A 23020-nucleotide genomic window follows, 5' to 3' on the forward strand; every position below is an offset into this window, starting at 1 on the left:
TCACGTTGGCATTTCAAATATTGCTTAACTTTTTCATCGCAATTACGTGGGTGCTCATCACGGCGTCGTTCACCCCTTCCACATTTATAATCGGCTATATAATTGGGTTGCTGCTGCTCATATTGACGAGACGTTTTTACAAGGACCGTCTGTATTTAGGGCGATTATGGGCGTGCTTGAAATTGACGTTCATTTTCTTTAAAGAATTGATTTTGTCTAATATCTCTGTTGCAATGCTGGTATTAAAGCCCAAGCTGGAATTACAGCCGATGATTTTCGCGATGCCTACAGTTCTTGAAAAAGACTGGGAGATCACGTTGCTAGCCAGTTTGATCACGTTGACGCCTGGAACGATTGTCATCCATGTTTCGGATGATCAAAGGACATTATACGTTCATGCTATCGATGTAGATGATGTTGAAGAAGCTATCAATTCCATCAAACAATCATTCGAGAAAGCAATTCTGGAGGTGAGCCGAACATGAACATATTCATCTGGATCTGTTTAATCATCATCTTCCTATCCATGCTCGGTACGCTCGTTCGAGTATTTAAAGGTCCTTCGACTCCGGATCGCCTGATTGCGTTAGATGGAATCGGTGTGATGCTGATTTCCATTATCGCGCTGCTGTCAATTGCATTTGATACAATATTTTTCATAGATGTAATTTTGCTCATCGCGATCATGTCCTTTATAGGGACAGTTTCGTTCTCGAAATTCATCGAGAAAGGAGCGATTATAGACCGTGATACTCGTCGCTAATATTATCATCGCTCTGTTCATCCTTGTAGGCGTATTCTTTACAGTGGTAACCGTAGTCGGGATACTACGATTGCCCGATGTGTACACACGGGCCCACGCCGCTTCAAAAAGTGCAACGCTCGGTGTTCTCGGAATTCTGATTGGTGTGTTTCTTCACTTTTGGTGGATTAAAGGACATTTCAGTATTCAATTACTGCTGGGAAGTGTTTTTCTCTTCATCACTTCGCCTGTTGGCGGACACTTAATGAGCCGCGCTGCTTATATGTCTGGCGTTAAACCGACAGACCTGACCGTGGGAGACGATCTCGGAGAAGCAATTGGTGAACAGAAATCTCATGAAGAGGAATAAAAAAAGACGCAGTGTCCCGAATCGGACGCTGCGTCTTTTTGTTATTTACCAATATCCATAGGGGCTGTAGTAAGGCGGGTAAGAGTATGGATAATAGCCGGGATAGCCTCCGTATGGCGGATATCCGCCGTAACCTCCACCATAGCCCCCACCATATCCGTAAGGTGAAATTACATTACCCAGTAAGCTGCCGGCTAATCCGCCTAGGAAAGGTCCGCCGAAACCGTATCCGAAGCCGCTTCCAAATCCGCCTCCGCCGAAACCTCTTCCTCCTCCGTACCCTCTTCCACCACCATAGTTATTGCCTCTATATCGTGACATCTTCCTCCCCCTTTCCCACTTATCCTATTCATTGGGCAAAGAAAGAGGTAGGCTGACACCTATTACGCTTCGGCAGTGTCTTCAGCTAAGCGCTCGATGAACGTAGCTAATGTTCTTGTCATGGCACCTGTAGCGCCTTTAGGTCCTAGTGCGTGCGGCGCATCCGCTTCAGATGTTCCTGCGATATCCAAGTGAATCCAAGGTGTATCCCCTGCAAACTCTCCTACGAAACCGCCGCCAAAGATCATATGGCCATCACGGCCTGGCGAGTTATTAAGGTCCGCTACTTCGCTCTTGCGAAGACGCTTTTTATCACTTTCCGTTAATGGCAAGCGCCAAACGAATTCTCCTGTTTCTACAGAAGCTTCCATGAATTCTTCGAAGAATGCTTCGTTGTTCGTCAATGCGCCAGTTTTATCTTTACCAAGGGCAACGATAACCCCGCCAGTGAGTGTTGCAATGTCGATGAGATAGTTGGCACCTGATTGTTTTGCATACGTGACAGCATCTGCCAATACAAGGCGTCCTTCAGCGTCTGTGTTTAAAACTTCGATCGTTTTCCCTGAAAGCGATGTAATCACATCGTCCGGTTTAAACGCATCTCCAGACACCATATTGTCAGTGGAAGCGATGACCGCTATAACGTTTTTGGCAGGACGAAGTTCACCGATGATTTGCATTGCGCCAAATACAGCTGCAGCACCACCCATGTCCCCTTTCATACCGACCATTCCCTCACGCGGTTTCAATGAGTATCCGCCGGTATCATATGTGATCCCTTTACCAACGAGACCCACGACGCCTGTCCAGTCTTCATTGCCGCCTGCGTATTTAAGTACAATTAAACGAGGTTCTTCAACAGACCCTTTGTTAACTGCGAGAATCGCACCCATCCCGAGTTCTTCCATTTCACTTTTACCAAGAATCTCAACTTCAAATCCGTATTTTTCAGCCAGCATTTCTCCGTGTTCGGCCATTTTAACGGCCGTTAAAATATTTGGAGGCGTATTGACAAGTGTCCGTGCTGAATTTACGGCCTCCGCATGTACAAGTCCTACTTCCATAGCTGCTTTAAGTTCATCTTCATCAGCAGTACTCACTAGCTCAATTGTATCAAATTCAAAATCTTTTTCGTTTGAGCTAGTTTTGTAATCTGCAAATTGATAACTTCCTAATACAAGACCTTGCAGTGATGCAAATGCTGCATCCTCTGCATCCAATTCTTCCGTTGTGAATGAATCAGCCCAAATGGAAACGCTTTCTGCTTTCATTGTCTTAAGCTCTTTTCCAAGCTTAGAGAAGACTTCAAGCAATCCTTCGTCTGTTAGTTTTTTAGGTGCTCCTAAACCAATGAAAACCGCGCGTTTGAATGTGCTGTCACCCATAGCCGGAATCTTAGTGACAGCGTTAAAAGACGTTTTCACATCACCTGTCTTTACCCAATCCGTCAGCTTGCCACTGAATGCGTCATTTATGACACTCCAATTCGTTTTGTTTTCTGGATGTTCAGGGACACCAATTACGACCACGTCAAGATTAGTCTCCGTTATCTCTTTGTTTGTAATGAATGTTTTCATTTGACTACCTCCTCATTTTCATACATTCTTAATTATATACCAGTTGAAGAAGAAACGAAAAAAATTCTTCGGTTACCGGACTATCTTCTATAATTATTATGAGCGAGGAGTGCCTACATGACAATTTTGAACAATGTGCCGCTGTTAGTTGCACTATTCGGAATTTTTTTCGCGCAGTTTGTAAAGATTCCGATTCATTTTTTACTCACTCGTGAGCTTGACTGGAGGCTAATGACCTCAACAGGAGGCATGCCAAGTTCTCACTCAGCTGCAGTCACTGCCCTAACCACTGCGATTGCTTTTGAACAAGGATTGGATTCTCCGATGTTTGCCATCTCCGCAATTTTTGCAGTCATCGTAATGTTCGACGCAAGCGGCGTACGTTACCAAGCTGGTCAGCAAGCCTTGATCATCAATCAAATCCGTGCAGATTTCCAAACGTTCGTCAGCGGAACAAAAGACTGGATTAAGAAAGACGAAGAACAAAAGATTGTCGAACTGAAGACTCTCCTCGGCCACAAACCAAGTGAAGTGTTCGCAGGCGCAGTAACTGGCATCTTGATTTCCGTTATCACATATTCATTTATCGTATAAAAAAACGCTCGGGCAGCTTTTGCCTGAGCGTTTTTTTAAAACATCTGATATCCCTGTTTGCGCAGAAGCTTACTCACAATCCCTGAAATAATGGCTCCCACTAAACCGCTTGAGAGAATCACGATATCGACTGTATGTAATGCCATCAACTTATCTCCGAGCATACTGAACGCATGTCCCGGCTTCGTAATATATTCGTATGCCTTCACTTCATCAATAATTAAAATTACGACTATCGGGTAAATAATTGCCATGACCCACGACATGCGCAGTAACATGTTCAACAAAAAGCCAATCCCGAAAAACATAACTATAAAGATGAGGACAGACAGAATAATCTCTGTAAGTGAAATTGTACTCAAAATGATGACCTCCATTTTCCTTAGTTCATTTTACCGGATTGCGGCACTTCTTTCAACAGCTTACGCAACTGTCATAAGATTGTTGGAAAGTAAAAAACACTCGTCCTTATAAAAGCGGACGAGTGTAAGAAACGTATACATTATAGAATATCAAACTTACCTTTTTTTAATGTCAGACCCGCGCCGCCAATTAGGTATAGTGCACGATTGTCGACCATTTTCTTCATGAAGGATGCTTTCTTGCCTGTCATCTTCTTACCGAAAGCAACTCCGATCGCATCGTTAGAACCAAGTGAAGCAATGCTTCCCTTCAAGTCTGGAACAAACGCTTGAGTTGGCTGGCCTTTCATAAGAGCGATCAAGTTATTTGCACACATGTCCCCTTGCTGCATCGCGATTTGAGCAGTTGGAGGGTATGGACGGTTGATTTCTTCGTTAATCATTAATGCGCAGTCACCTACGATGAATACATCATCGAATCCTGGAGCACGAAGATCTTTTTCAACTTTTACACGAGCACGCATGTTTTCAATGCCTGTCTCTTCGATTAGACGGTTACCGCGGACACCTGCTGCCCATACAACTGTACCCGCCTCGATGAATTCAAATTCGTCGTCGCCTTTTTTCAGTTTAACGCCTTCAGGAGTTGCTTCTACAACCGGTGTACCGATTGAGAATTCGATTCCTTTAGATTTCAACTGACGTACTGCGTATTCAACCAATTCCGGGTCAAATCCTGGAAGGACCATTGGTGCTGCTTCTACACAAAGTACTTTTACTTTGTCTGCAGGCACATCGAATTCTTCACAAAGTTCAGGAACACGATCTCCAAGTTCACCAAGGAATTCGATACCTGTAAATCCAGCTCCGCCGACAATAATTGTTAGACGGCTGTCTGCTTTTACGTCTTCAAGAGCCCATGTCGCAAACTGGTATTCAATATGCTCGCGGATTTGACGCGCTGCATTCACGTTTGCAATTGAAAGTGCGTACTTGTCAAGACCTGGAATTCCGAATGTTTCTCCTTCAAATCCAAGACCGATTACTAAGTAGTCATATGCTTGCTGTCCAGCTGTTGTTGTCACTAGTTTTGCTTTGACATCAATTGCTTGAACTTCAGCTTTCACGAATTTCACTTTGTCTTTTTGAATCACTCTGCCAATGTCATAACGCACTTGTTCAGGTTTCAATGTACCTGCAGCTGCTTCATGAAGCCAAGTAGATTCATAGTGGTAATCATTTTTGTTAATAAGGATAATTTCAGCATCGTCTACGCCCAGAGATTTTTGCAGATTAACAACTGTTGATAATCCGCCATATCCAGCACCTAGAATAAGGATTGTAGGTCTTTTTTTCACGGGAATCGGTTCCACCTTTTCATGTATGATGTGCCGGTTTGTAAAAATCACGTGATTCCTACAATCCAGCGCTATTTATTTATATTCCTCATCCATAGTAGCCTTTTTGACCCGCTATTTCAATAGCTTATTAGGAATATAATCGGACATATGGAAATAACTTCGCAGAGTCTTCATAAACGGATGAAAAATGCGAGTTGCCCCCATTTTACTGGAAAGTTAAGTAAATTCCATATAGCTAAAAGACACAAATTCAACAAATATGGATTTTTACTTCTTCTTATTATTTTTAACTGCTAGGACTCTGTTCCATCTTGCGTGTTTTCATGTGCAAAGCTTATGTTCAGCAGGTTTACCAGTATCGGAATGGTCTGTATAAAAACAGTAATTAAAAAGTCTCTTCGACTAGATTCTGAAAGAACAGAACCTGTCGAAGAGACTTTTTTATTGGTATGAATCAATCACAACTTGCAGGAGCCCCTGCTTTCTTCGCTGTTCTAAACGACGTTCCGCAACCGCATGATGCGATAGCGTTCGGGTTTTCGATGGTAAACCCGCCGCCCATCAAAGACTCTTTATAATCGATTACTGTGCCAGCTAAAATATCCGTATCTTCAGAGGACACGACAATTTTTACACCGTGCAGTTCCAATAGCTGATCTGTGTCGTGCTGTTCAGCGTCAAATCCCATTCCATACGTAAGACCGCTGCAGCCTCCACCGTTAACGGAAACACGCAAGAATGAGCCTTGCTCTCCATTATGTTCCATCATTTCTTTAACGCGATAGGCAGCTGCTTCAGATAAGTTGAGTAATTGTGTCATCTATATCCCTCCTAAGTAATATCAATCATATCAATGATGTAAATTGCAATGCAATGAAACCCCCTTGTTCACTGAAGGTTTGCTATAATAAGGGTGATAGTACGAAAGGTTGGTGCATCATGGAACTCACACCATTTTATGATAAGAAAATGAGTTGTTTGAATTGTAAAGAACCCTTCACAACAACGCGGATTCGGTCTCGTTTTTCAAGGGTTGCTTCAACAGATACCGATTTCAAACCAAACTATGTGGACAGCGAAGTGAATCCGCTGTTTTATAATATAGCTGTATGCCCTTCTTGCGGTTTCTCGTTCACGGACGATTTTGCTCCCTATTTTGCTCCGGGAACAAAAGAACAAATTGCTTCTGTCATTACTGCTGGATGGAAACCTCATTCGCTAAGTGGCAAGCGCACAATTGAAGACGCAATCGCTGCCTACAAACTTGGTTATTTAAGTGCTATGGTAAAAAAAGAAAAATCACTCACAACCGCTGGAATTACGCTGAGGACAGCTTGGCTTTATCGCATTCTTGAACACCATGAAGAAGAGCAGCGCTTTTTAACACTTGCCAGAAATCTTTATGAAGAAGCGTACTCTGCAGATGATCACGCAGGAACCCAAATGTCAGAATCCCGTGTTCTCTACATGGTCGCTGAATTGTCATGGCGTACAGGAGATCGCGAAAAAGCAGTTCAATACTTCTCAAAAATTATTGAAACCCAGAGAACCTCTACTGAACCGCAGCTAATTGAAATGGCAAAAGAGCGGTGGCAAGAAATACGAGAAGAAAAATAAAACAGGAACGGACACGTTTGGCCCGTTCCTGAGAAGCCAACTGGCTCTTAGAAAACTTGTTCTACTTCTACGACACCAGGTACTTCTTCAAGAAGAGCACGCTCAATACCGGCTTTCAATGTAATTGTAGAGCTTGGGCACGTACCGCATGCGCCTAGTAGACGGAGCTTAACAATACCATCCTCCACGTCGATAAGTTCACAGTCGCCGCCATCACGTAAGAGGAACGGACGCAATTTATTCAACACTTCTTGAACTGATTCGTTCATCGTTGCTTCTGTCATAAGTTTTATACTCCCCTTTCCTTATAGTTATTATAAACTGGATCGCGAAAAAAATCCAATAGAGAATCAGGAGGCGTTAGCTATGAAAGCTAAACACGTTACAGTTGAAGTATACGGTGCAGAGGTCGTTTGTGCAAGTTGTGTGAACGCACCTACTTCAAAAGATACATATGAATGGCTGGATGCTGCGATTCAGCGTAAATACCCAAATCATCCATTTAAGATTGTTTATATTGATATCGAGTCTGTCATTGAAGACGAAAGGCAGCGTATCTTAGCGGAACAAGTAAAAGAGGAAGAATACTTCTATCCGCTTGTGATCGTCAACGAAGAAGTGATTGGTGAAGGGTATATTCAATTAAAACCGATTTTCAATGAACTGGAAAAGCATGGTTTCGTTTCAGCAAGCTGAGTGATAATACGTAAAATGTAATTGAGAACTTTAAGATATTCCCTTTAGAAAAAAGCGTGAAGACAGAATTCTGTCTTCACGCTTTTTCATTTTGAACGATTAGCCATTATGCCACTTATACATCCATAGCACTCCGGATTTCAAAAGCCGTGCAATTCTTCCAGTTACCGTGCGATCCGCTAAGTATGCAAAACCTTGTTTTTTACCAAGTGATCCCATAAATCCTTTGAGTTTGATCTCTGGCATCTTCTCTGGGAGGGCTTCACCATTCCAAGTATGTTTGAGTACAGTAACAATTTGTTCCCCTTGTCCTTCAGCTAACTGGGCGCTGGGCGCATGAGGAAGTGAAGCGATGTCTCCTACAACGTATACATCTTCATAGTTCGGAATCTGATGATACTGATTTAGCACAATACGGTTTGACTTGTCTTTTTCCACGTCTAATTCACGAACGACTTTCGTCGGTTGAATACCGGCAGTCCAAACAACGGCATCCACTGCAATTTGGTCTTCGTGGTTATGAAGCAGATTCATCTCAACTTTTGTAATGTTTGAGTTGGCGATGACATCTACATCGTTTTTCTCAAACCAACTTTGGATGTAATTACTCAAGCGTTCCGGGAAGTCACGTAAAATACGCGGTCCTCTGTCGAATAATTTGATATTCAAATCAGAACGGCTCTCTCTTAATTCACTCGCAAGTTCAATACCGCTCAGGCCCGCTCCAACAATGCCGACTGTTGCGCCGCCATTTAGATTTAAAAGCTTTTTGTACGTTTCGCGAGATTGACCAATCGTTTGAATGCTGTACGTGAACTCGTCAGCACCTGGCACGTCATGGTAATTGTCTTCGCAGCCCAGACCAATAACTAGCTGGTCGTAGTCTAGTTGTCTGCCATCTGTAAGAAGAACGCATTTCTCTCCAACTTCAATTCCTGCAATTTCCCCTTCCACTACTTTCAATCGTTCATGCGTCGGGAGTGCAACACGCACTTCACTATCGGGTACAGTACCTGAAGCAAGTGCATAGAATTCTGTTTTCAAACTGTGGAATGATGTGCGGTCTACTAATGTCACTTCTACATCTGCTGGCAAATTGTTCAATACTCGCAGTAAGATTCGCATATTACCGTATCCGGCACCTAATAATAGCAATTTTTTCATGATAGTCTCCTTTGTATGAGAGATTTCCGTCTTTTCCTCACGTATGAGTATAACAGTTTGTGACGTTCTTCACAATAAGGCAAGGGCTTTGACGAGTAAAGAAAAAAAGAGTACGATCGTAAAAGGTGAGGTGATGGGTGTGAACCCGATAGTTGAGTTTTGCATTAGTAATTTAGCCAATGGTTCTCAAGAGACACTAGAGACACTTGAGAAGGATCCGAATCTGGACGTTCTGGAATACGGCTGTTTGAGTTACTGCACGAAGTGTGCGGAGTCACTGTATGCACTTGTGAACGGTGAAGTCGTTGAAGCGGATACGCCAGCTGAACTGACAGAGAAGATTTATGAGTTCATAGAAGAGAATCCTCTCTTTTAAAATAGGAAAATACGAAAGGACTTGTCCGAGTTGCGGGCAAGTCCTTTTGTTGTCCTCTACTATGAATCGTTCCTCTTTTAAACCAATATAAAAACTTCAATAAGCCATTAAGAGTTGTCCTCACATATCCCATTCGGCAAGTGTTTTAAACATATAGGTCGGGGCATCCGTTTTAGTTAAAACTTCCTCAAGTGCTGTGACGCCGCCTTGGAGATGGATTGTATCGATACCGAAACGGATGCCTGATAGAATATCCGTTTCATAATTGTCGCCGATCATGATCATCTCCTCTTTGTTTGCGCCACTTTGATGCTGAATAAATTCCAGCATGTACGATTGCGGCTTTCCGAGAATCGTCGGTGTCACTCCAGTTGACGCTTTAACGAGTTCAATGAATGCGCCGTTGCCAGGGACCAGCCCCATTTCGTTAGGTAATGAAAGATCTCCATTTGTTGCGAGAAAGTGTGCACCTTTTCGAATAGACAGACATGCTGAAGCCAATTTATCATATGTAATTTCATGATCGATTCCCATGATCACGATCTCTCCGTCAGCGTCGACGAGTGTAATTCCCTCGTCGAGTAACGCTTCACGTAATCCAGATTCTCCAATCATTTGAACGGTCTTTCCTGTATAGTGCTGGGCACAATACTTCGCGCTGGCAATCGCAGAAGTCATGATTTGCCGTTCTGCGGTTTCAACGCCGAGTACTTTCAGTTTTTGCTGCTGTTCCAGTGCTGTACGGGAGGAATTATTCGTAATGAAATAAGGCTCAATTCCAGCTTGCTGTAACGATCGGATGAAAGCAATCGACTCTGGAATTGCTTGGCTTCCTTTATAGACGGTCCCATCCAGATCCAAGCAAATCGTCTTATAACGTTCCATGCGGTGAATCCTCTGGAAGAAATGCAGATACGGGTCCTAATTCGTTCTCCAAATATGTCAGCACAAAACTCGGGAACTTTTCGAGTGAAGAATAGCTTGAAGAAATGGTTTTCTCCACTACTGCCAAATCGACTTTCATAAAGTCACGTACGAGCATTTTACGTAATTCAATTATTTCTTTAAGCGGTTTTTCCATCTCACTGTCAATCACTTTTTCGTCTTCCATAATATCGATAATGTCTTCATAACTTCCAGGATCTCGCATGATAAAACCATCGATCATTGAATTTCCAACATCAATAACGGATTCGATGAGACTTTGTGCAATCCGTTCAAGTGCCAGCTTCTTCAACATACTGTCCTGCCAATTCGACTCACTTGAAAATTGTGCAAGAAGTTCTTCCATATAAGCGAGTGTTTCACTAATTTTCTTCCGGTCGATAAAATACATGCTAGTTCCTCCTCAAGTGTCTTCCTATATTGAACATACCGAAACGGACGTCACAGAGAATTCTCCAAGACGCCCGAGTAAAATGGGTTATGACGTTTGTGGAATTTCATCAGCTGCAGGAGATTCCTGTTTCGCATCAGCATCCACTTGATCCTGCTTTACTTTCCCTAACTTTTTCAAAATAAAATGGGCACAGCCGAAATTGCAGTATTCGTATAGATAATCCTGCAGCGTACTGATTTTTGTTTCGTAAGTTGCTTTCGCGTTCCGATCATCAAAAAATCCCTTAAGACGGAGTTGTCCATATCCCCAGTCTCCCAGAATATAATCGTATTTCAACAGAATCTCACTGTATCGACTCATCAGTGCTTCATTGTCAAAACCTTCCCGGAAATTTACGATAATCTCGAATTCGTACTGATCCAACGTAATTAGTCGTTCTGTCATGTCGACTCAGCCTTTCACAGTCAAGGAATCCAGCATCTCTTCGCCTCTGAGCTGACGTTCTTTCGCCGCAGCATTCACTTGCTCATCGGCATGATAACTTGAACGAACGAGCGGGCCTGATTGACAATGCGAAAAGCCTTTACTCATCGCAATTTCAAAGAGTTCCTTGAATTCCTTTGGCGTGTAATATTTTTGTACAGTTAAGTGCTTTTTACTTGGTTGTAAGTATTGACCAATCGACATAATATCGACTTGGTTGGCGCGTAAATCATCCATTGTTTCTAAAATTTCATCCCACGTCTCGCCCACACCAAGCATAATCGAAGACTTAGTAGGAATATCCGGATACATTTCTTTTGCACGGCGAAGCAGCTCTAATGAGCGGTCATACTTAGCACGCGCACGGACTCTCGGAGTCATCCGTCTAACCGTTTCAATATTATGATTCAATATATCCGGTTTTGCATCCATCAATCGCTTAATATTATCATACTCTCCTCCCATATCAGAAGGAAGTACTTCGACTGTTGCAAACGGATTTTTTCTGCGAATGGCACGGATAGTTTCTGCAAACACACCAGATCCGCCGTCTTTTTGGTCATCACGAGCAACTGCAGTTACGACGACATGTTTTAAATTCATCAACGCAACAGAATCCGCCACACGTTCCGGCTCTGCTAAATCGAGCTCTGTTGGCAAGCCCGTTTTCACCGCACAAAAACGGCAGGCACGAGTACACGTATCTCCTAAAATCATGAATGTAGCCGTTCGGCGCTCTCCCCAGCATTCATGGATATTCGGACAGCGCGCTTCTTCACAAACCGTATGAAGATTTTTTTCACGCATCAACTTTTTTAAATCGGTATAGTTTTCGTTCGTATTCAACTTGATTTTCAGCCAATCCGGTTTCCGGATATGCTCTTTTTTATTTTCCACCCCTGGTTTGCAAGACAAAGTCTTCAGCTCCATTCCATATCAATTGCGCCTTGGCGTCATTACGGCCAGATTTTTTTCGAGCGAGCTCGAAAAGCTCCCTTAAAAATCTGTGACATCCGCGGGCCGACACGATGTCGGTCATGCAACCTGCGCCACAGGATGTGGCGCACTTAGGTTGCCTTCCTTTAACTTAATTCAGCCAATTTTATCCCCACGAAAAAGAAAAAAGTTCGCATTCATACCGCTATTATAGAAGAGGAAAACTATTGCTGAATTTAGTTAAACGTTTCTGTTTTCCCCACTTCCAATAATGTAACATATATTCAGAAAGCGAACAACTTGATATCTAAAGGGCTGCAACAAGAAAAGCGCCCCTATAATGGACGCTTTTCCTTAGCTGAATTCAGTTGTTTAGTGACCGCCCAAATAAGCATTTTTCACTTCTTCACTTGCTTGTAATTCAGCTGCAGTTCCTGACAAAATAACCCTGCCCGTTTCAATTACGTATCCGCGATCCGCGATTGAAAGTGCGATGTGCGCATTTTGTTCAACCAACAGAATCGTGGTTCCTGCTTTACTAATATCTTTAACCGTTTCAAAAATGGTTTTAACCATAAGCGGCGCCAATCCCATGGACGGCTCATCTAATAGAAGCAGCTTTGGCCGCGCCATGATTGCCCTTCCCATCGCAAGCATTTGCTGCTCTCCGCCTGAGAGCGTTCCCGCAGTTTGTTTACGGCGTTCATACAGTCTCGGAAAAATACTGTAGACTTTCTTGAAGTCTTTCCCAATTTCTTCTTTATCTTTTCTTAAGTAGGCACCCAATTCAATATTTTCCTCCACCGTCATATCAGCGAAGACCCGTCTTCCCTCAGGCACTTGAGAGACCCCCAATTTCACGATGGATTGAGCCGGTTTACCGCTTATCACTGAATCTTGATAGTGGATGGTACCTTCTTTCGGCTTCAGTAAGCCAGATAACGTTTTCAGCAACGTACTCTTGCCTGCACCGTTCGCGCCAATCAGAGTAACAATTTCTCCTTCATTCACTTCGAGAGAAACGCCTTTTAATGCATGAATGCTGCCGTAATAGACGTTCAAATCTTGGATGCTCAGCATGCTCATACAATTTCCTCCCCTAAATACGCTTCAACCACTTTTGGATTGTTCCGGATTTCTTCTGGCGATCCCTCCGCTAGCAGAACTCCATGGTCAAGAACGTAAATTCGTTCACAGATTCCCATAACTAAATTCATATCATGCTCAATCAGAAGAATCGTCAGTCCAAATTGCTTTCTAATAAAGGCGATGAGATCCATAAGCTCCTTCGTTTCAAACGGGTTCATCCCGGCAGCCGGTTCATCCAGCAGCAACAAATGCGGATTCGCTGCCAGTGCCCGGGCAATCTCCAATCTGCGCTGCTTCCCATAAGGAAGATTTTTAGCAGTTTCATCTTTATATTTATCGAGTTCGAAGATTTTCAAAAACTCCATCGCTTTGTTTTCCATCTCAAGCTCGTTTTTGAAATAGGATGGCAAACGGAAAACTGAGCTCATAACTGAATCATTCGCGAGGGAATGATAAGCAACTTTTACGTTATCCAGTACAGAAAGTTCGTCAAACAAACGGATGTTTTGGAATGTGCGGCTCATCCCTAAACGTGTCACTTTAAAAGGCGGGAGTCCATTGATTTTTTTGCCATCAAAGAAAATATTGCCTTCCGTAGGGACATAAACACCTGTTAACAAGTTGAAACTAGTTGTTTTACCTGCACCGTTCGGTCCAATCAACCCAACTAACTCACCTTTATTGATTTTCATATTGAAACCTGAAACTGCTTTTAGCCCTCCGAATTGGATGCCTGCGTTTTGCACATCTAACAAAACCTCACTGCTCATGCTGACTCCCCCTTTTCGGACGCATCCACATCTTCAAGTAGTCTGTAAACTCCATTTTGCCCATTAATCCTTGCGGACGGTATAACATAACGATGATGAGTACAAGACTGTAAATGATCATTCGGGTCTCAGGGAAGTCTTGAAGGAATGTCGATACAATCGTAAGAAGAATAGTTGCAACAATTGCACCTGAAAGGCTTCCTAAACCTCCAAGAACCACATAGATCAAAATATCAATCGATTTCAAGAATCCGAAGTTCGCAGGCTGGATAATGTAAAAGTTGTGTGCATATAACGCACCTGCCACACCCGCAAAGAACGATCCAATTGCGAATGCAAGAACTTTGTAATATGTCGTATTGATGCCCATGGCGTCTGCTGCAATTTCGTTTTCCCGCACTGCGATACACGCTCGGCCATGTCTGGAATTCGTGAAGTTCACGATGACTAGAATGGTTACGAAAAGGCATATGAATGTATATGTCCATGTCGTCAAGTGTGTCACTTGCATCCCAGCTGCTCCGCCAACATAATCGATGTTCAAGAAAATGATTCGAATAATTTCTGCAAATCCAAGGGTTGCAATGGCTAGATAGTCACCGCGTAACCGCAAACTTGGAATTCCAACGACGAGTCCGGCAAGGGCTGCTGCAATCCCTGCAATGAGAATCGCTGCAAAGAATGGCAGGTCCAGTTTCATCGTCATAATTGCGGATACATAAGCTCCGACTGCCAGGAAACCAGCATGCCCAAGTGAGAATTGCCCCGTAATTCCGATGACCAAGTGCAAACTGACTGCCAGCATGATATTGATCCCCATGAAGATCAGTGTATTGGAATAGAAATTATTTAAGAATCCGCCACTGATCATGAACTGGACAGCAGCATAGATCGCAATCGCTAAAACGGCAAAGACCCAAAACTGCTTAGACTTTTTCATCATTTCAATTCACCTACACTTTCTCTCTTGTGTTTTTACCGAAGATGCCAGAAGGTTTAAAGATTAAGATTAAAATCAAAATGATGAACGCCGCAGCATCACGCCACAAGGAGAATCCAAGTGCGCTAACAACCGTTTCGACCACGCCAAGGACAAGTCCGCCTGCAACCGCTCCTGGAATAATTCCGATTCCGCCGAGTACAGCTGCGACAAACGCTTTCAAACCTGGGATAACGCCCATCAATGGATCAATTTTCGTATAGTAAATCCCGAAAATGACGCCTGCAGCACCAGCAAGTGCTGATCCGATTGCGAATGTTGCAGAAATCGTATTGTCTACATTGATGCCCATTAGTTTTGCGGCTTCAGCGTCATACGACACAGCTCTCATCGCTTTTCCGATCTTTGTCTTATGTACAATGAACTGCAAAATCAGCATGAGGACTACGGAAACCGACAAAATAAGAATTGCCTGTGTACTGATTTGTGCACCGAACAGGTTAAATGATTTGTTTGCAAACACATCAGGGTAAGCTGCAGGTTGTGCACCTCTGAAGTAAATCACTCCATTTTGGATGAGAAGCGATACACCGATTGCTGTAATGAGAGCGGCAATCCGTGTGGCATTTCGCAAACGTTTGTATGCGATCCGTTCTATGATGACTCCGATGATTGCACAGATCGCCATTGATAGTAAAAGTGCGGGAAAAAAGCCTAATCCCCATCCAGTAATCGAGATATATCCAATGAATGCACCAATCATGAACACTTCACCATGTGCAAAGTTGATTAACTTGATAATGCCGTAAACCATCGTATACCCTAACGCAATAAGTGCGTAAATACTGCCTAAAGAAATACCGTTGATGAGTTGCTGTAGCCATTCCATGAAGTCTCACTCCTTTTTCCTCATCTTACAATCTTCCAAAAAAAGAAGGCGGGGAGAGAGCTCCCCACCCCTCATGAAATTAAGGATTCACCTTCGTATTGAATACTTGCTCGCCATCCTTATACTCAAGGATCGTTGCCGATTTAATCGGGTGGTGGTTTTCATCCACTGAATATTTACCTGTTACAAGATCAAGTCCATCTGTTTCAGCAAGCGCGTCTTTAATTTTTGTAGAATCAACACTTCCTGCACGTTCGATTGCATCTTTCAACAAGTACACAGTGTCGTATCCAAGTGCGTTGAACGCATCTGGAGACTTTCCATACTCTTCATTGAACTTATCATTGAACGCTTTTACTGCGCCATCTGGGTCGTCAGAAGAATAGTGATTCGTTGTATACGTGTTGTTCAGAGCATCTGCTCCTGCAAGGTCGAGCAATGTTGGAGAATCCCATCCGTCAGCACCCATCAACGGAACGTCAATCCCCATTTCGCGTGCTTGCTTAACAATCAAGCCGACTTCTTCGTAGTATCCTGGGATGAAGATGAATTCCGGTTTTGCTGACTTGATACGAGTCAATGTTGAACGGAAGTCAGAGTCTTTAGCAACATAAGATTCTTCAGCAACAATTTTACCGCCTGCTTTTTCAAAGTCTTCTTTGAACGATGAAGCGAGACCTTTTGAATAGTCACTCGCGTTATCAGAGAAGATGGCAACGTTTTTAACGCCTAGGTCATTCGCCGCGAAATTCGCTGCAACAGTCCCTTGGAAAGGATCGATGAATGAAGTACGGAATACGAACTCATTCACATCACCTTTTTCATTCACAGTCACGGTCGGGCTTGTTCCAGAAGGACTAATGAGCGGCGTCTTATTATCATTGGCAATTTGGGCTTGTGCAACTGTAGCTCCGCTTGTTGCCGCGCCAATGATTGCAACCACTTGTTCTTGAGTTATCAATTTGATGGCTGCGTTTGTCGCTTCAGCAGCATCCGATTTATTATCAATCTTTACGAGCTTAATTTTCTTGCCGTCAATTCCGCCGTCTTCGTTGATTTCATCTACTGCAAGCTGAATGCCGTCCGCTTCAGATGTTCCGTATGAAGCAACTGCACCAGATAGTTCGAGGTTGACCCCGATTTTAATCTCATCACTGTCTTTCGATCCGGATGCCCCGTCCTTTTCTCCTTGAGAACAACCTGCGAGGAGACCAACGCCAAGCGTCATCGCTGCTAATAAACTCCATGCTCTTTTAAACTTCATTTCTCTTCCCCCTTATTTAACTATTCTGAAATTACGACAGAAAGGACATCCTTAGTCCGAGTGGCGACATTCGCACCCTTTCTTTTCTTTCTGTATCCCTATTCTAAAACAAACTTCTTATTCAGTCTATACAAATTTTCAAAATCTTATTACTAGATTGTTAAATTGTTTCGGTTCCCGTCTCTTCTGCCTTCTAGATAGTGGGAACTATTGCTAATTTCCTAGACGTTAAATCTTTTCTAGACACAAAAAAGGTATTCCTCACAACTATCCGGGAATACCTTTTTTGTCATTACTCTGCTGTTACGCTAACAACTTTTTTTGAACTTCTAACATTCCAAATAGTAAACAAAGCCGCTAGAATGACAACTACGGCAGCAAGACCGATCCAAATCGATCCTGTCAGACCAAGAACAATGTACCCGCCAGTCGCAATTCCGGCTGCCATCAGCGCGTAAGGCAATTGTGTGGAAACGTGATCGATATGATTGCTTCCTGCTCCTGTTGACGAAAGGATTGTTGTATCTGAAATCGGTGAACAGTGATCACCAAACACGGCACCTGCAAGGACTGCGGATAATGCAGGTAATAGTAATTCCGGTGCTGCATTCACCATAATCGTCCCTGCAATCGGAAGCAGGATTCCGAATGAGCCCCAAGACGTTCCTGTTGAGAATGCCATTAAACCAGCTAATACAAACAGCACAACCGGCAAAAAGGCTACAGGTATATTAGACTTCGCAACTACCTCTGATAAGAATAAACCAGTTTCTAAAATATCAATTAAGTGAGTGAGTGACCAAGCTAGAATAAGAATAAGCACTGCAGGCATCATCGCTTTTACACCGCTGACAAATGCCTGGCCGATCAGCCCTGCAGAGGCAGTCTGATTCACCTTGAATTGTGAAGCGTATAGAATGATCGCAATTGCAGTACCTGCAAGTCCGCCGATAACCAAGGACAATGGGACATCTGTATTTTCAAAGATCGTCCATAGATTCAACTCTCCGCCGATTCTGTATCCTGTAATGACCATCGAAGCCAATGTTACAGCTACCAGTGTCACAATCGGTGCCACTAGATCTCTTACACGGCCATGCGTGTGCTCTGGGAACTCATCTTTCAATTGACCCGGAATCTCTTTTTCAGGATCAAACAGTTCTCCCTTTTCTTCCGCACGCTTTTCATGATCTTTCATCGCGAAAAAGTCGATATTCGTCCAAGCGAAGAAGAATACCATCGCTAATGTAGCAATTACATAGAAGTTCATCGGAGCCATCATCAGAAACGCAGATAACGGTGAATAATTAACCGTTGCCGTCGTCGCAAGGATAATTGCAAGCTGGCCAATTAAGAATGCTCCCCAGCTCGATACTGGCGAAATCACACAAATTGGTGCTGATGTAGAATCGATGAAATACGCTAATTTCGCACGAGAAACCTTATGCCGATCGGTAATCGGACGTGCGATTTGACCTACCGCAAGTGCATTGAAATAATCATCTACAAAGATTGCAATTCCTAAAACTATCGTAAGAAGTTTTGCACTGCGGCGAGTTCGGATGCGTGTTACAGCCCACTCCGCAAAGGCGCGGCTCCCGCCTGACAGACTAACAAGTGCCGTAATGACACCTAACAATAATATGAAAAGCATAATGAAAATATTATACGTGTTCAACTCTCCATCTGCCCAAAATGAGACGATGAGCGCTTTGCCTAACTGCGTCAATGTTTCCACTGGTGCAAAGGAAGCGACTAGTAATGCAGCGGACAAAATTCCTGCACCGAGTGAAAGCAGCACCCGCTTTGTCGTGAGCACCATTACAATGGCGATCACTGGCGGCAGAATCGATAACCAAGTTCCAATCATTCCAATCTCCTCCTTGAAGTTGTTGATGTAACCGGGGAAACAAAAAGCCGGTACCCGTTTCACTTTGTTCAAGTGGACCGGGTACCGGCTGTCTACATGTCGTTGTTTGATAATCACTTTCGTTATCACACTGACGATTGTAGCTCATCATGGACAATCCAGCTGTCCCTGACAGTGCCATCCCTTTTCGAAATGACCCCAGCCTCATGGAATTGACGTTCCATCAGACTTCGGCAATGCTTCCTTTCGCGCATGGTCTGCGATGTCATTCTCGCATGCGGTACTCTTAAACAATGCAGCCTCTACCCTATCGATTACGTTATTACTCTTTCATCATAACAATAATCGAATTAACATGCAAGGCGACTTATGGCTTCTTTACATCTTGCAGCGGGATTTCGATATTTGCTGGACTCTGGCCCCCTTTAGTATAGATTTGCGGCACAACCCCTTGAATGATCCCGATTGCAATCGGGAATTGCTGAACCACGGTGCTTTGTTTTGTTGCGATTGGAATAATGATTTGGACATTCACGGTCAATTTCATATTTACTTCCATGTAAACATTATTAATTCCGTACTCCGTTAATTTTGTATCTATGTCCGCATGTACATCTCCCACAATATGAAAACGAATTGGGATTTTAGGGCCAAGGTTACCTAGCAAAGGAATATCAGCGACTTGACCAATTGGAACAAAAAACACAACGCCTCCGTGCTTTTCCATCTCTTCCGTATCGAATTTCATCCCATCACTCTGCGGCAACATTTCAAGATCCCCAGATTCTGCACGCTCTAGATGCTGTTCAACAAGTTCATGGATTTCAGCCATAATCTGATTGATAGTTTCTGCATCGACTTTCATGGTAACCGTATCATTCGTTTCGTTTGGAATGTTTAAGAGTACATCATTTGCATCCAGCACACTTGTTGATCTTGATTGTATTGCCTGACTGATGACATGTGCTGCTATTTTACGCGTTTGTACTTCCGCATAATTCATGTACACGGGCTTTAATTTCATATTCAAGTAGAAAAAACTTCCGATTATCGTCAAAAGAAGCGCAGGGATAATGAATTTAAGCCATCTTCTTTTAGGTTTTCGTTTTTTAGGAGCTTGCATATGAAATCTCAAAAAGCGACGCCTCCCTATTCCACGATATGAAGGGGAGAAGCCGCTTATTCCTTATTATGAAGTTGTTCCGAGTTCCTTTTGTCCATACCATCCTGTAATGTCTCGAATGAGTTCAGGAACCAGGTAGTCGATCTTTTCAAATTTCATATTTGGATAAAAGAACCCAAACGTAAACATATCTAACGTGGCTAATTTATAATCTGCGAGCGGATCCACTAGCTTTCCATCCACGTAGAGTTCATCGTTCTTCATCGTGAAATTTTCGTGAATCATGACGCCCATGAGCGTCCCTCTAAAACCAAGCCCTCTCACTTCCGTCCGCGGCCAATCGGGATGGCAGGATGCTACGTAATAATCACGCAGCGCTTCGCCCTTAACAGTGAGTACACAAGCGTTGATAGGATGCGGAAGCACCCGGTGCAGATCTCTTTTCGTGACTGTCCCCTTGGGCAGACTGCCAAGAAAAATCCCTGCATTGAATAAACCGCAGTCTGCTTTCGTATAGGCAAGAAGAGCTTGACCGAAGAATTCGGACAGCGGACTTTTCCCAAATAAGTTTTGCTTAAGCATTGCGGGAGTCACGAATACCTCTTTATCTAACGCTTTTGTGCCTTCGTCAATCATCTTCTGGATTGCGTTAAGTCCATCTGTTGCTGCTTCCAGCTCGTCAGCCGGAATGACAGCCGCGCTTTTATTAACCACTTGTCCCGCTCGGACAGTCAGTGTCACATGACCGACATACTGTCCAAACTTCCCGGTCGCAGCAAGGAGTGTCTCTCCAACGAGTTCTCCGTGTACAAACAAATGATGCGTATGCGCGCCTAAGATCACGTCGATATCAGGTGTCTCATTTGCCAGCAAGCGGTCTTCATGGACACCTAAATGGGAAAGACAAATGACACAATCCGACGTGCTGCGCAGTTCTGATGCGAGTTTCCTCAAAATGCTGCGAGGCTCTTGTATCGTCCACCCAAGCTTCTTGTAAAATAATTCGTATTCAGCAGTTGCCGCGATCACCGATACTTTCAAGCCGCTCGAAGTTGTAAACACCGTATAAGGAGAAGCCCAGTCAAGCGGCTCCCCATCTTCATTCAGCAAATTTGCAACGACGACGTCAAATTGAGCATTCTTATATAATTCCGCTAACGCACTATGCGCCAGCGTGATCCCTTCATTGTTGCCAATTGTCACAGCATCATATCGAGCGCGATTCAACAGTTCGATATTTCCTTTACCTTCGGTCGCTTCGGTGAATGGATGGGAGCGATCGACGTAATCACCAAGATCGAAAACAAAACAGGACTCCCCTTCTCGTTCGTGGTGCGCCCGTTGTTTCAACAAAAACTCACTGATCCCCGGCCAATTTTCAAAGTGACTATGAATGTCGTTTGTATGATAAATATGAATGGTTTCTGTGTTTTCAGCGATCATTCTCATCCCCAAATCCCATCAATTATTGAATTAATTCCGAATAAGAGCAATAACACACGTAACACGACTACTAGTGTTTCCGAGCTCATCTTTTTGTTCAGCATCGATCCGAGCGTTCCTCCGATATAGGCGCCAGGGATGACAGCAAGTGAGTACAGCCACGGGACGTGACCTAAGTAGATATGAGTTCCTGAGTTAATGAGTGCAGACAAAAATACCATAAGCATCGATGTCCCTACAGCAACGTGCGGAGGGAAAAGGAATAACAACAGCATTGCTGGAACAATCATCGCTCCTCCGCCGATTCCAAAAAGACCTGACATTAATCCGATGACAAATGTAAGAAGCAGGGCAAACCAGATGGGATACCCATAGACGTGCGTTTCACCTTGCGGATCCGTAAATGCAATTTTCTTTCCATGATCCACGAACCAATTGATTGGTTTTAAATACTTCCTAACTAACAAAAGACCCGCTAAAAAGATAAGTAAAATCCCGAAATATAAGTTGAAGGAGCCCAAATCCAGGCTTTTGTTGAAGAAAGCACCCATTATTGTCCCTGGCACACTTCCGGCGAAGAAAATGAGGCCGCTTTTATAATCGACAGTTTTGGCTTTCATATGAAATGTCGTCGATGACAATCCATTGAATACCATCATGATGACGGACATCCCGACAACCGTCTGCGGAGTGACATGCGGAATCCAGCCTAGGTCAATTCCGACTAATATCGTGACAGGTACAAAAATCGTTCCGCCACCCAGACCAACGAGTGAACCAACCACTCCTGACAGCATTCCGATGATGATCAGCAATACGTATTCCATCATTATTCCCCCTCAAAGATGTCGAGCTGTTTAGGAGCCAAATCATCGAAAGAGAGTTGAAGCATTTTTTGAAAACGTTTGGCATTCTCTGCTGCATGACCACCTGAATTATTATTAAAAATAACAGCAACGTATTCGGATTGCTGCGCTAACTCTTCAACTGCTGTTTGAATTCCCTGTAACTCCCGATCTGTATAGTCATATAAGTATCGGACTTTGCGCCAGTGCTCTCTGCTGCCGCCCGGATTCTGCCAGCCCGCAACATTTCGACCGTGAAGCCGGATGACTGCTTTGTCGCTCCGGGTGGCAGAAGGAATGAAAGGAACACTGCCAGTTCCAGCTTGCGGTTCGTCCGCAATGACATGGATCAGATTGTTCTCTCTCAGGAACTGAAGAGTCTTTTCTCGGAATTCTTCCGCATACCAAGACTGGTGACGAAATTCAATTCCGATATCGAATCCTTCAAGCCGCTTACATATGTATCGTATTTCATCGACATTCTCTTTGACACAATCGAACCAAGGCGGGAACTGAACTAAAATGAGCGATAGCTTGTCCGCTTCTTGCAGCGGTTCCATTGAAAGACGAAAGAGTTCAAACATTTCCTCCTTCGATTCATATGGCAGTTCTCCGCGCAAATGTCCGGTCATCCCCTGGTACGCTTTGACGATGAATCCGAAATGATCAGGCGTTTCACGGATCCATTTCCGGATATTCCTCTCTGGCTGGATCGCATAGAATGTAGCGTCAAGTTCTACTATTGGAAAATGAGAACTATAGTCCATCAATTTTTCTTTTGCTGTAGATGAGGGCGCATATACATCAGGGTGGTCGCCCCATCCAGTTAAGCCGATTTCAATCATGTAC

28 protein-coding genes and 1 riboswitch are annotated in these 23020 nt (G+C 43.6%); of the genes, 7 read left to right on the plus strand and 21 right to left on the minus strand.

Features of this window, described 5'->3' with window-relative positions; all coding sequences use genetic code 11:
• The first annotated feature begins 5 nt into the window (after nucleotides 1-5).
• From PGH26_RS10950 to mnhG, 3 genes are read left to right on the plus strand one after another with little or no spacing between them, the layout of a single operon-like run.
• Nucleotides 6-485 carry a Na+/H+ antiporter subunit E gene (locus PGH26_RS10950; RefSeq protein WP_323691120.1) on the plus strand — a complete coding sequence of 160 codons (480 nt, stop codon included), beginning with the start codon at nucleotides 6-8 and terminating at the stop codon, nucleotides 483-485.
• Nucleotides 482-763, plus strand: coding sequence for a Na(+)/H(+) antiporter subunit F1 (locus PGH26_RS10955; RefSeq protein WP_323691121.1), 282 nt, complete (start codon nucleotides 482-484; stop codon nucleotides 761-763). Before PGH26_RS10950 ends, PGH26_RS10955 begins: the two co-directional genes overlap by 4 nt.
• Nucleotides 747-1112: a monovalent cation/H(+) antiporter subunit G gene (mnhG, locus tag PGH26_RS10960; protein ID WP_323691122.1), complete on the plus strand. Its 366-nt coding sequence runs from the start codon at nucleotides 747-749 to the stop codon at nucleotides 1110-1112. Before PGH26_RS10955 ends, mnhG begins: the two co-directional genes overlap by 17 nt.
• Before the next feature lie 45 nt (nucleotides 1113-1157).
• Here mnhG and PGH26_RS10965 read toward each other — a convergent pair whose 3' ends face one another.
• A complete protein-coding gene (locus tag PGH26_RS10965) occupies nucleotides 1158-1433 on the minus strand; it encodes a hypothetical protein (RefSeq protein ID WP_323691123.1) in 276 nt (91 codons plus the stop codon).
• A gap of 62 nt (nucleotides 1434-1495) precedes the next feature.
• Entirely contained in the window at nucleotides 1496-3010 is a 1515-nt protein-coding gene (locus tag PGH26_RS10970; protein ID WP_323691124.1) for a leucyl aminopeptidase, read from the minus strand.
• Between the two features lie 117 nt (nucleotides 3011-3127).
• Here PGH26_RS10970 and PGH26_RS10975 point away from each other — a divergent pair, with 117 nt between their 5' ends.
• Nucleotides 3128-3604: a divergent PAP2 family protein gene (locus PGH26_RS10975; protein ID WP_323691125.1), complete on the plus strand. Its 477-nt coding sequence runs from the start codon at nucleotides 3128-3130 to the stop codon at nucleotides 3602-3604.
• A 35-nt stretch (nucleotides 3605-3639) separates the two neighbouring features.
• Here the strand turns inward: PGH26_RS10975 and PGH26_RS10980 are convergent, their stop codons facing one another.
• The 3 genes from PGH26_RS10980 to PGH26_RS10990 form a co-directional block, all read right to left on the minus strand.
• The gene (locus PGH26_RS10980; protein WP_323691126.1) at nucleotides 3640-3981 is read right to left on the minus strand and encodes a YuiB family protein; all 342 of its coding nucleotides are present in this window, start codon (nucleotides 3979-3981) and stop codon (nucleotides 3640-3642) included.
• Between the two features lie 125 nt (nucleotides 3982-4106).
• Nucleotides 4107-5324, minus strand: a complete 1218-nt coding sequence (locus tag PGH26_RS10985; protein ID WP_323691127.1) for an NAD(P)/FAD-dependent oxidoreductase — start codon at nucleotides 5322-5324, stop codon at nucleotides 4107-4109.
• A 457-nt stretch (nucleotides 5325-5781) separates the two neighbouring features.
• The gene (locus PGH26_RS10990) at nucleotides 5782-6147 is read right to left on the minus strand and encodes a HesB/IscA family protein (protein ID WP_323691128.1); all 366 of its coding nucleotides are present in this window, start codon (nucleotides 6145-6147) and stop codon (nucleotides 5782-5784) included.
• Between the two features lie 119 nt (nucleotides 6148-6266).
• On the opposite strand from PGH26_RS10990, the gene PGH26_RS10995 reads away from it, so the two are divergent.
• Nucleotides 6267-6944 (plus strand): DUF2225 domain-containing protein, encoded by a 678-nt coding sequence (locus PGH26_RS10995; protein ID WP_323691129.1) that lies wholly within the window; start codon nucleotides 6267-6269, stop codon nucleotides 6942-6944.
• Nucleotides 6945-6991: 47 nt separating this feature from the next.
• On the opposite strand, the gene PGH26_RS11000 is transcribed toward PGH26_RS10995, so the two are convergent.
• Nucleotides 6992-7228 carry a NifU family protein gene (locus PGH26_RS11000; RefSeq protein WP_025782972.1) on the minus strand — a complete coding sequence of 79 codons (237 nt, stop codon included), beginning with the start codon at nucleotides 7226-7228 and terminating at the stop codon, nucleotides 6992-6994.
• 82 nt (nucleotides 7229-7310) lie between these two features.
• Here PGH26_RS11000 and PGH26_RS11005 point away from each other — a divergent pair, with 82 nt between their 5' ends.
• Nucleotides 7311-7640 carry a YuzD family protein gene (locus PGH26_RS11005; RefSeq protein WP_323691130.1) on the plus strand — a complete coding sequence of 110 codons (330 nt, stop codon included), beginning with the start codon at nucleotides 7311-7313 and terminating at the stop codon, nucleotides 7638-7640.
• A 99-nt stretch (nucleotides 7641-7739) separates the two neighbouring features.
• On the opposite strand, the gene PGH26_RS11010 is transcribed toward PGH26_RS11005, so the two are convergent.
• Nucleotides 7740-8804 carry an NAD(P)/FAD-dependent oxidoreductase gene (locus tag PGH26_RS11010; protein WP_323691131.1) on the minus strand — a complete coding sequence of 355 codons (1065 nt, stop codon included), beginning with the start codon at nucleotides 8802-8804 and terminating at the stop codon, nucleotides 7740-7742.
• Nucleotides 8805-8943: 139 nt separating this feature from the next.
• On the opposite strand from PGH26_RS11010, the gene PGH26_RS11015 reads away from it, so the two are divergent.
• The gene (locus PGH26_RS11015; protein ID WP_323693515.1) at nucleotides 8944-9180 is read left to right on the plus strand and encodes a YuzB family protein; all 237 of its coding nucleotides are present in this window, start codon (nucleotides 8944-8946) and stop codon (nucleotides 9178-9180) included.
• Nucleotides 9181-9300: 120 nt separating this feature from the next.
• On the opposite strand, the gene PGH26_RS11020 is transcribed toward PGH26_RS11015, so the two are convergent.
• From PGH26_RS11020 to PGH26_RS11085, 14 genes are all read right to left on the minus strand, one after another.
• Nucleotides 9301-10065 carry a TIGR01457 family HAD-type hydrolase gene (locus PGH26_RS11020; protein ID WP_323691132.1) on the minus strand — a complete coding sequence of 255 codons (765 nt, stop codon included), beginning with the start codon at nucleotides 10063-10065 and terminating at the stop codon, nucleotides 9301-9303.
• Nucleotides 10052-10516 (minus strand): type VII toxin-antitoxin system HepT family RNase toxin, encoded by a 465-nt coding sequence (gene hepT, locus PGH26_RS11025; RefSeq protein ID WP_323691133.1) that lies wholly within the window; start codon nucleotides 10514-10516, stop codon nucleotides 10052-10054. Before hepT ends, PGH26_RS11020 begins: the two co-directional genes overlap by 14 nt.
• A gap of 87 nt (nucleotides 10517-10603) precedes the next feature.
• The gene (locus PGH26_RS11030) at nucleotides 10604-10963 is read right to left on the minus strand and encodes a YutD family protein (protein ID WP_323691134.1); all 360 of its coding nucleotides are present in this window, start codon (nucleotides 10961-10963) and stop codon (nucleotides 10604-10606) included.
• Between the two features lie 6 nt (nucleotides 10964-10969).
• On the minus strand, nucleotides 10970-11899 hold the full coding sequence (gene lipA, locus PGH26_RS11035) for a lipoyl synthase (RefSeq protein ID WP_323693516.1): 930 nt from the start codon (nucleotides 11897-11899) through the stop codon (nucleotides 10970-10972).
• Between the two features lie 411 nt (nucleotides 11900-12310).
• Nucleotides 12311-13018: an ABC transporter ATP-binding protein gene (locus PGH26_RS11040; protein ID WP_323693517.1), complete on the minus strand. Its 708-nt coding sequence runs from the start codon at nucleotides 13016-13018 to the stop codon at nucleotides 12311-12313.
• A 2-nt stretch (nucleotides 13019-13020) separates the two neighbouring features.
• Nucleotides 13021-13797, minus strand: coding sequence for an ABC transporter ATP-binding protein (locus PGH26_RS11045; protein WP_323691136.1), 777 nt, complete (start codon nucleotides 13795-13797; stop codon nucleotides 13021-13023).
• Nucleotides 13787-14737, minus strand: a complete 951-nt coding sequence (locus PGH26_RS11050) for a branched-chain amino acid ABC transporter permease (protein WP_323691138.1) — start codon at nucleotides 14735-14737, stop codon at nucleotides 13787-13789. Before PGH26_RS11050 ends, PGH26_RS11045 begins: the two co-directional genes overlap by 11 nt.
• A gap of 13 nt (nucleotides 14738-14750) precedes the next feature.
• Nucleotides 14751-15626: a branched-chain amino acid ABC transporter permease gene (locus PGH26_RS11055; protein WP_323691139.1), complete on the minus strand. Its 876-nt coding sequence runs from the start codon at nucleotides 15624-15626 to the stop codon at nucleotides 14751-14753.
• A gap of 79 nt (nucleotides 15627-15705) precedes the next feature.
• The gene (locus PGH26_RS11060; RefSeq protein WP_323691140.1) at nucleotides 15706-16890 is read right to left on the minus strand and encodes an ABC transporter substrate-binding protein; all 1185 of its coding nucleotides are present in this window, start codon (nucleotides 16888-16890) and stop codon (nucleotides 15706-15708) included.
• 292 nt (nucleotides 16891-17182) lie between these two features.
• Nucleotides 17183-18760 carry a Na+/H+ antiporter NhaC family protein gene (locus PGH26_RS11065; protein WP_323691141.1) on the minus strand — a complete coding sequence of 526 codons (1578 nt, stop codon included), beginning with the start codon at nucleotides 18758-18760 and terminating at the stop codon, nucleotides 17183-17185.
• A 132-nt stretch (nucleotides 18761-18892) separates the two neighbouring features.
• Nucleotides 18893-19073: riboswitch (Lysine riboswitch) on the minus strand.
• A gap of 54 nt (nucleotides 19074-19127) precedes the next feature.
• Nucleotides 19128-19895 carry a sporulation protein YunB gene (gene yunB, locus PGH26_RS11070; RefSeq protein WP_323691142.1) on the minus strand — a complete coding sequence of 256 codons (768 nt, stop codon included), beginning with the start codon at nucleotides 19893-19895 and terminating at the stop codon, nucleotides 19128-19130.
• A 54-nt stretch (nucleotides 19896-19949) separates the two neighbouring features.
• Nucleotides 19950-21332 (minus strand): bifunctional metallophosphatase/5'-nucleotidase, encoded by a 1383-nt coding sequence (locus PGH26_RS11075; RefSeq protein ID WP_323691143.1) that lies wholly within the window; start codon nucleotides 21330-21332, stop codon nucleotides 19950-19952.
• Nucleotides 21329-22153: a sulfite exporter TauE/SafE family protein gene (locus tag PGH26_RS11080; protein ID WP_323691144.1), complete on the minus strand. Its 825-nt coding sequence runs from the start codon at nucleotides 22151-22153 to the stop codon at nucleotides 21329-21331. The genes PGH26_RS11075 and PGH26_RS11080 overlap by 4 nt, the downstream gene beginning before the upstream one ends.
• Before the next feature lie 2 nt (nucleotides 22154-22155).
• Nucleotides 22156-23016 (minus strand): DUF72 domain-containing protein, encoded by an 861-nt coding sequence (locus PGH26_RS11085; RefSeq protein ID WP_323691145.1) that lies wholly within the window; start codon nucleotides 23014-23016, stop codon nucleotides 22156-22158.
• Nucleotides 23017-23020: the final 4 nt, after the last annotated feature.

The sequence above is a fragment of the Sporosarcina jeotgali genome (assembly GCF_033304595.1).
GTDB classification, from domain to species: Bacteria; Bacillota; Bacilli; order Bacillales_A; family Planococcaceae; genus Sporosarcina; species Sporosarcina jeotgali.

What these genes read in the sequence shown, in the direction of transcription:
- PGH26_RS10955 (WP_323691121.1), top strand. Translation starts at nt 482, where the DNA reads ATGAACATATTCATCTGGATCTGTTTAATCATCATCTTCCTATCCATG.
- PGH26_RS10965 (WP_323691123.1), bottom strand. Translation starts at nt 1,433, where the DNA reads ATGTCACGATATAGAGGCAATAACTATGGTGGTGGAAGAGGGTACGGA.
- PGH26_RS10970 (WP_323691124.1), bottom strand. Translation starts at nt 3,010, where the DNA reads ATGAAAACATTCATTACAAACAAAGAGATAACGGAGACTAATCTTGAC.
- PGH26_RS10975 (WP_323691125.1), top strand. Translation starts at nt 3,128, where the DNA reads ATGACAATTTTGAACAATGTGCCGCTGTTAGTTGCACTATTCGGAATT.
- PGH26_RS10980 (WP_323691126.1), bottom strand. Translation starts at nt 3,981, where the DNA reads ATGGAGGTCATCATTTTGAGTACAATTTCACTTACAGAGATTATTCTG.
- PGH26_RS10990 (WP_323691128.1), bottom strand. Translation starts at nt 6,147, where the DNA reads ATGACACAATTACTCAACTTATCTGAAGCAGCTGCCTATCGCGTTAAA.
- PGH26_RS10995 (WP_323691129.1), top strand. Translation starts at nt 6,267, where the DNA reads ATGGAACTCACACCATTTTATGATAAGAAAATGAGTTGTTTGAATTGT.
- PGH26_RS11000 (WP_025782972.1), bottom strand. Translation starts at nt 7,228, where the DNA reads ATGACAGAAGCAACGATGAACGAATCAGTTCAAGAAGTGTTGAATAAA.
- PGH26_RS11005 (WP_323691130.1), top strand. Translation starts at nt 7,311, where the DNA reads ATGAAAGCTAAACACGTTACAGTTGAAGTATACGGTGCAGAGGTCGTT.
- PGH26_RS11010 (WP_323691131.1), bottom strand. Translation starts at nt 8,804, where the DNA reads ATGAAAAAATTGCTATTATTAGGTGCCGGATACGGTAATATGCGAATC.
- PGH26_RS11020 (WP_323691132.1), bottom strand. Translation starts at nt 10,065, where the DNA reads ATGGAACGTTATAAGACGATTTGCTTGGATCTGGATGGGACCGTCTAT.
- hepT (WP_323691133.1), bottom strand. Translation starts at nt 10,516, where the DNA reads ATGTATTTTATCGACCGGAAGAAAATTAGTGAAACACTCGCTTATATG.
- PGH26_RS11030 (WP_323691134.1), bottom strand. Translation starts at nt 10,963, where the DNA reads ATGACAGAACGACTAATTACGTTGGATCAGTACGAATTCGAGATTATC.
- PGH26_RS11040 (WP_323693517.1), bottom strand. Translation starts at nt 13,018, where the DNA reads ATGCTGAGCATCCAAGATTTGAACGTCTATTACGGCAGCATTCATGCA.
- PGH26_RS11045 (WP_323691136.1), bottom strand. Translation starts at nt 13,797, where the DNA reads ATGAGCAGTGAGGTTTTGTTAGATGTGCAAAACGCAGGCATCCAATTC.
- PGH26_RS11050 (WP_323691138.1), bottom strand. Translation starts at nt 14,737, where the DNA reads ATGAAAAAGTCTAAGCAGTTTTGGGTCTTTGCCGTTTTAGCGATTGCG.
- PGH26_RS11055 (WP_323691139.1), bottom strand. Translation starts at nt 15,626, where the DNA reads ATGGAATGGCTACAGCAACTCATCAACGGTATTTCTTTAGGCAGTATT.
- PGH26_RS11060 (WP_323691140.1), bottom strand. Translation starts at nt 16,890, where the DNA reads ATGAAGTTTAAAAGAGCATGGAGTTTATTAGCAGCGATGACGCTTGGC.
- PGH26_RS11065 (WP_323691141.1), bottom strand. Translation starts at nt 18,760, where the DNA reads ATGATTGGAACTTGGTTATCGATTCTGCCGCCAGTGATCGCCATTGTA.
- PGH26_RS11075 (WP_323691143.1), bottom strand. Translation starts at nt 21,332, where the DNA reads ATGAGAATGATCGCTGAAAACACAGAAACCATTCATATTTATCATACA.
- PGH26_RS11080 (WP_323691144.1), bottom strand. Translation starts at nt 22,153, where the DNA reads ATGGAATACGTATTGCTGATCATCATCGGAATGCTGTCAGGAGTGGTT.
- PGH26_RS11085 (WP_323691145.1), bottom strand. Translation starts at nt 23,016, where the DNA reads ATGATTGAAATCGGCTTAACTGGATGGGGCGACCACCCTGATGTATAT.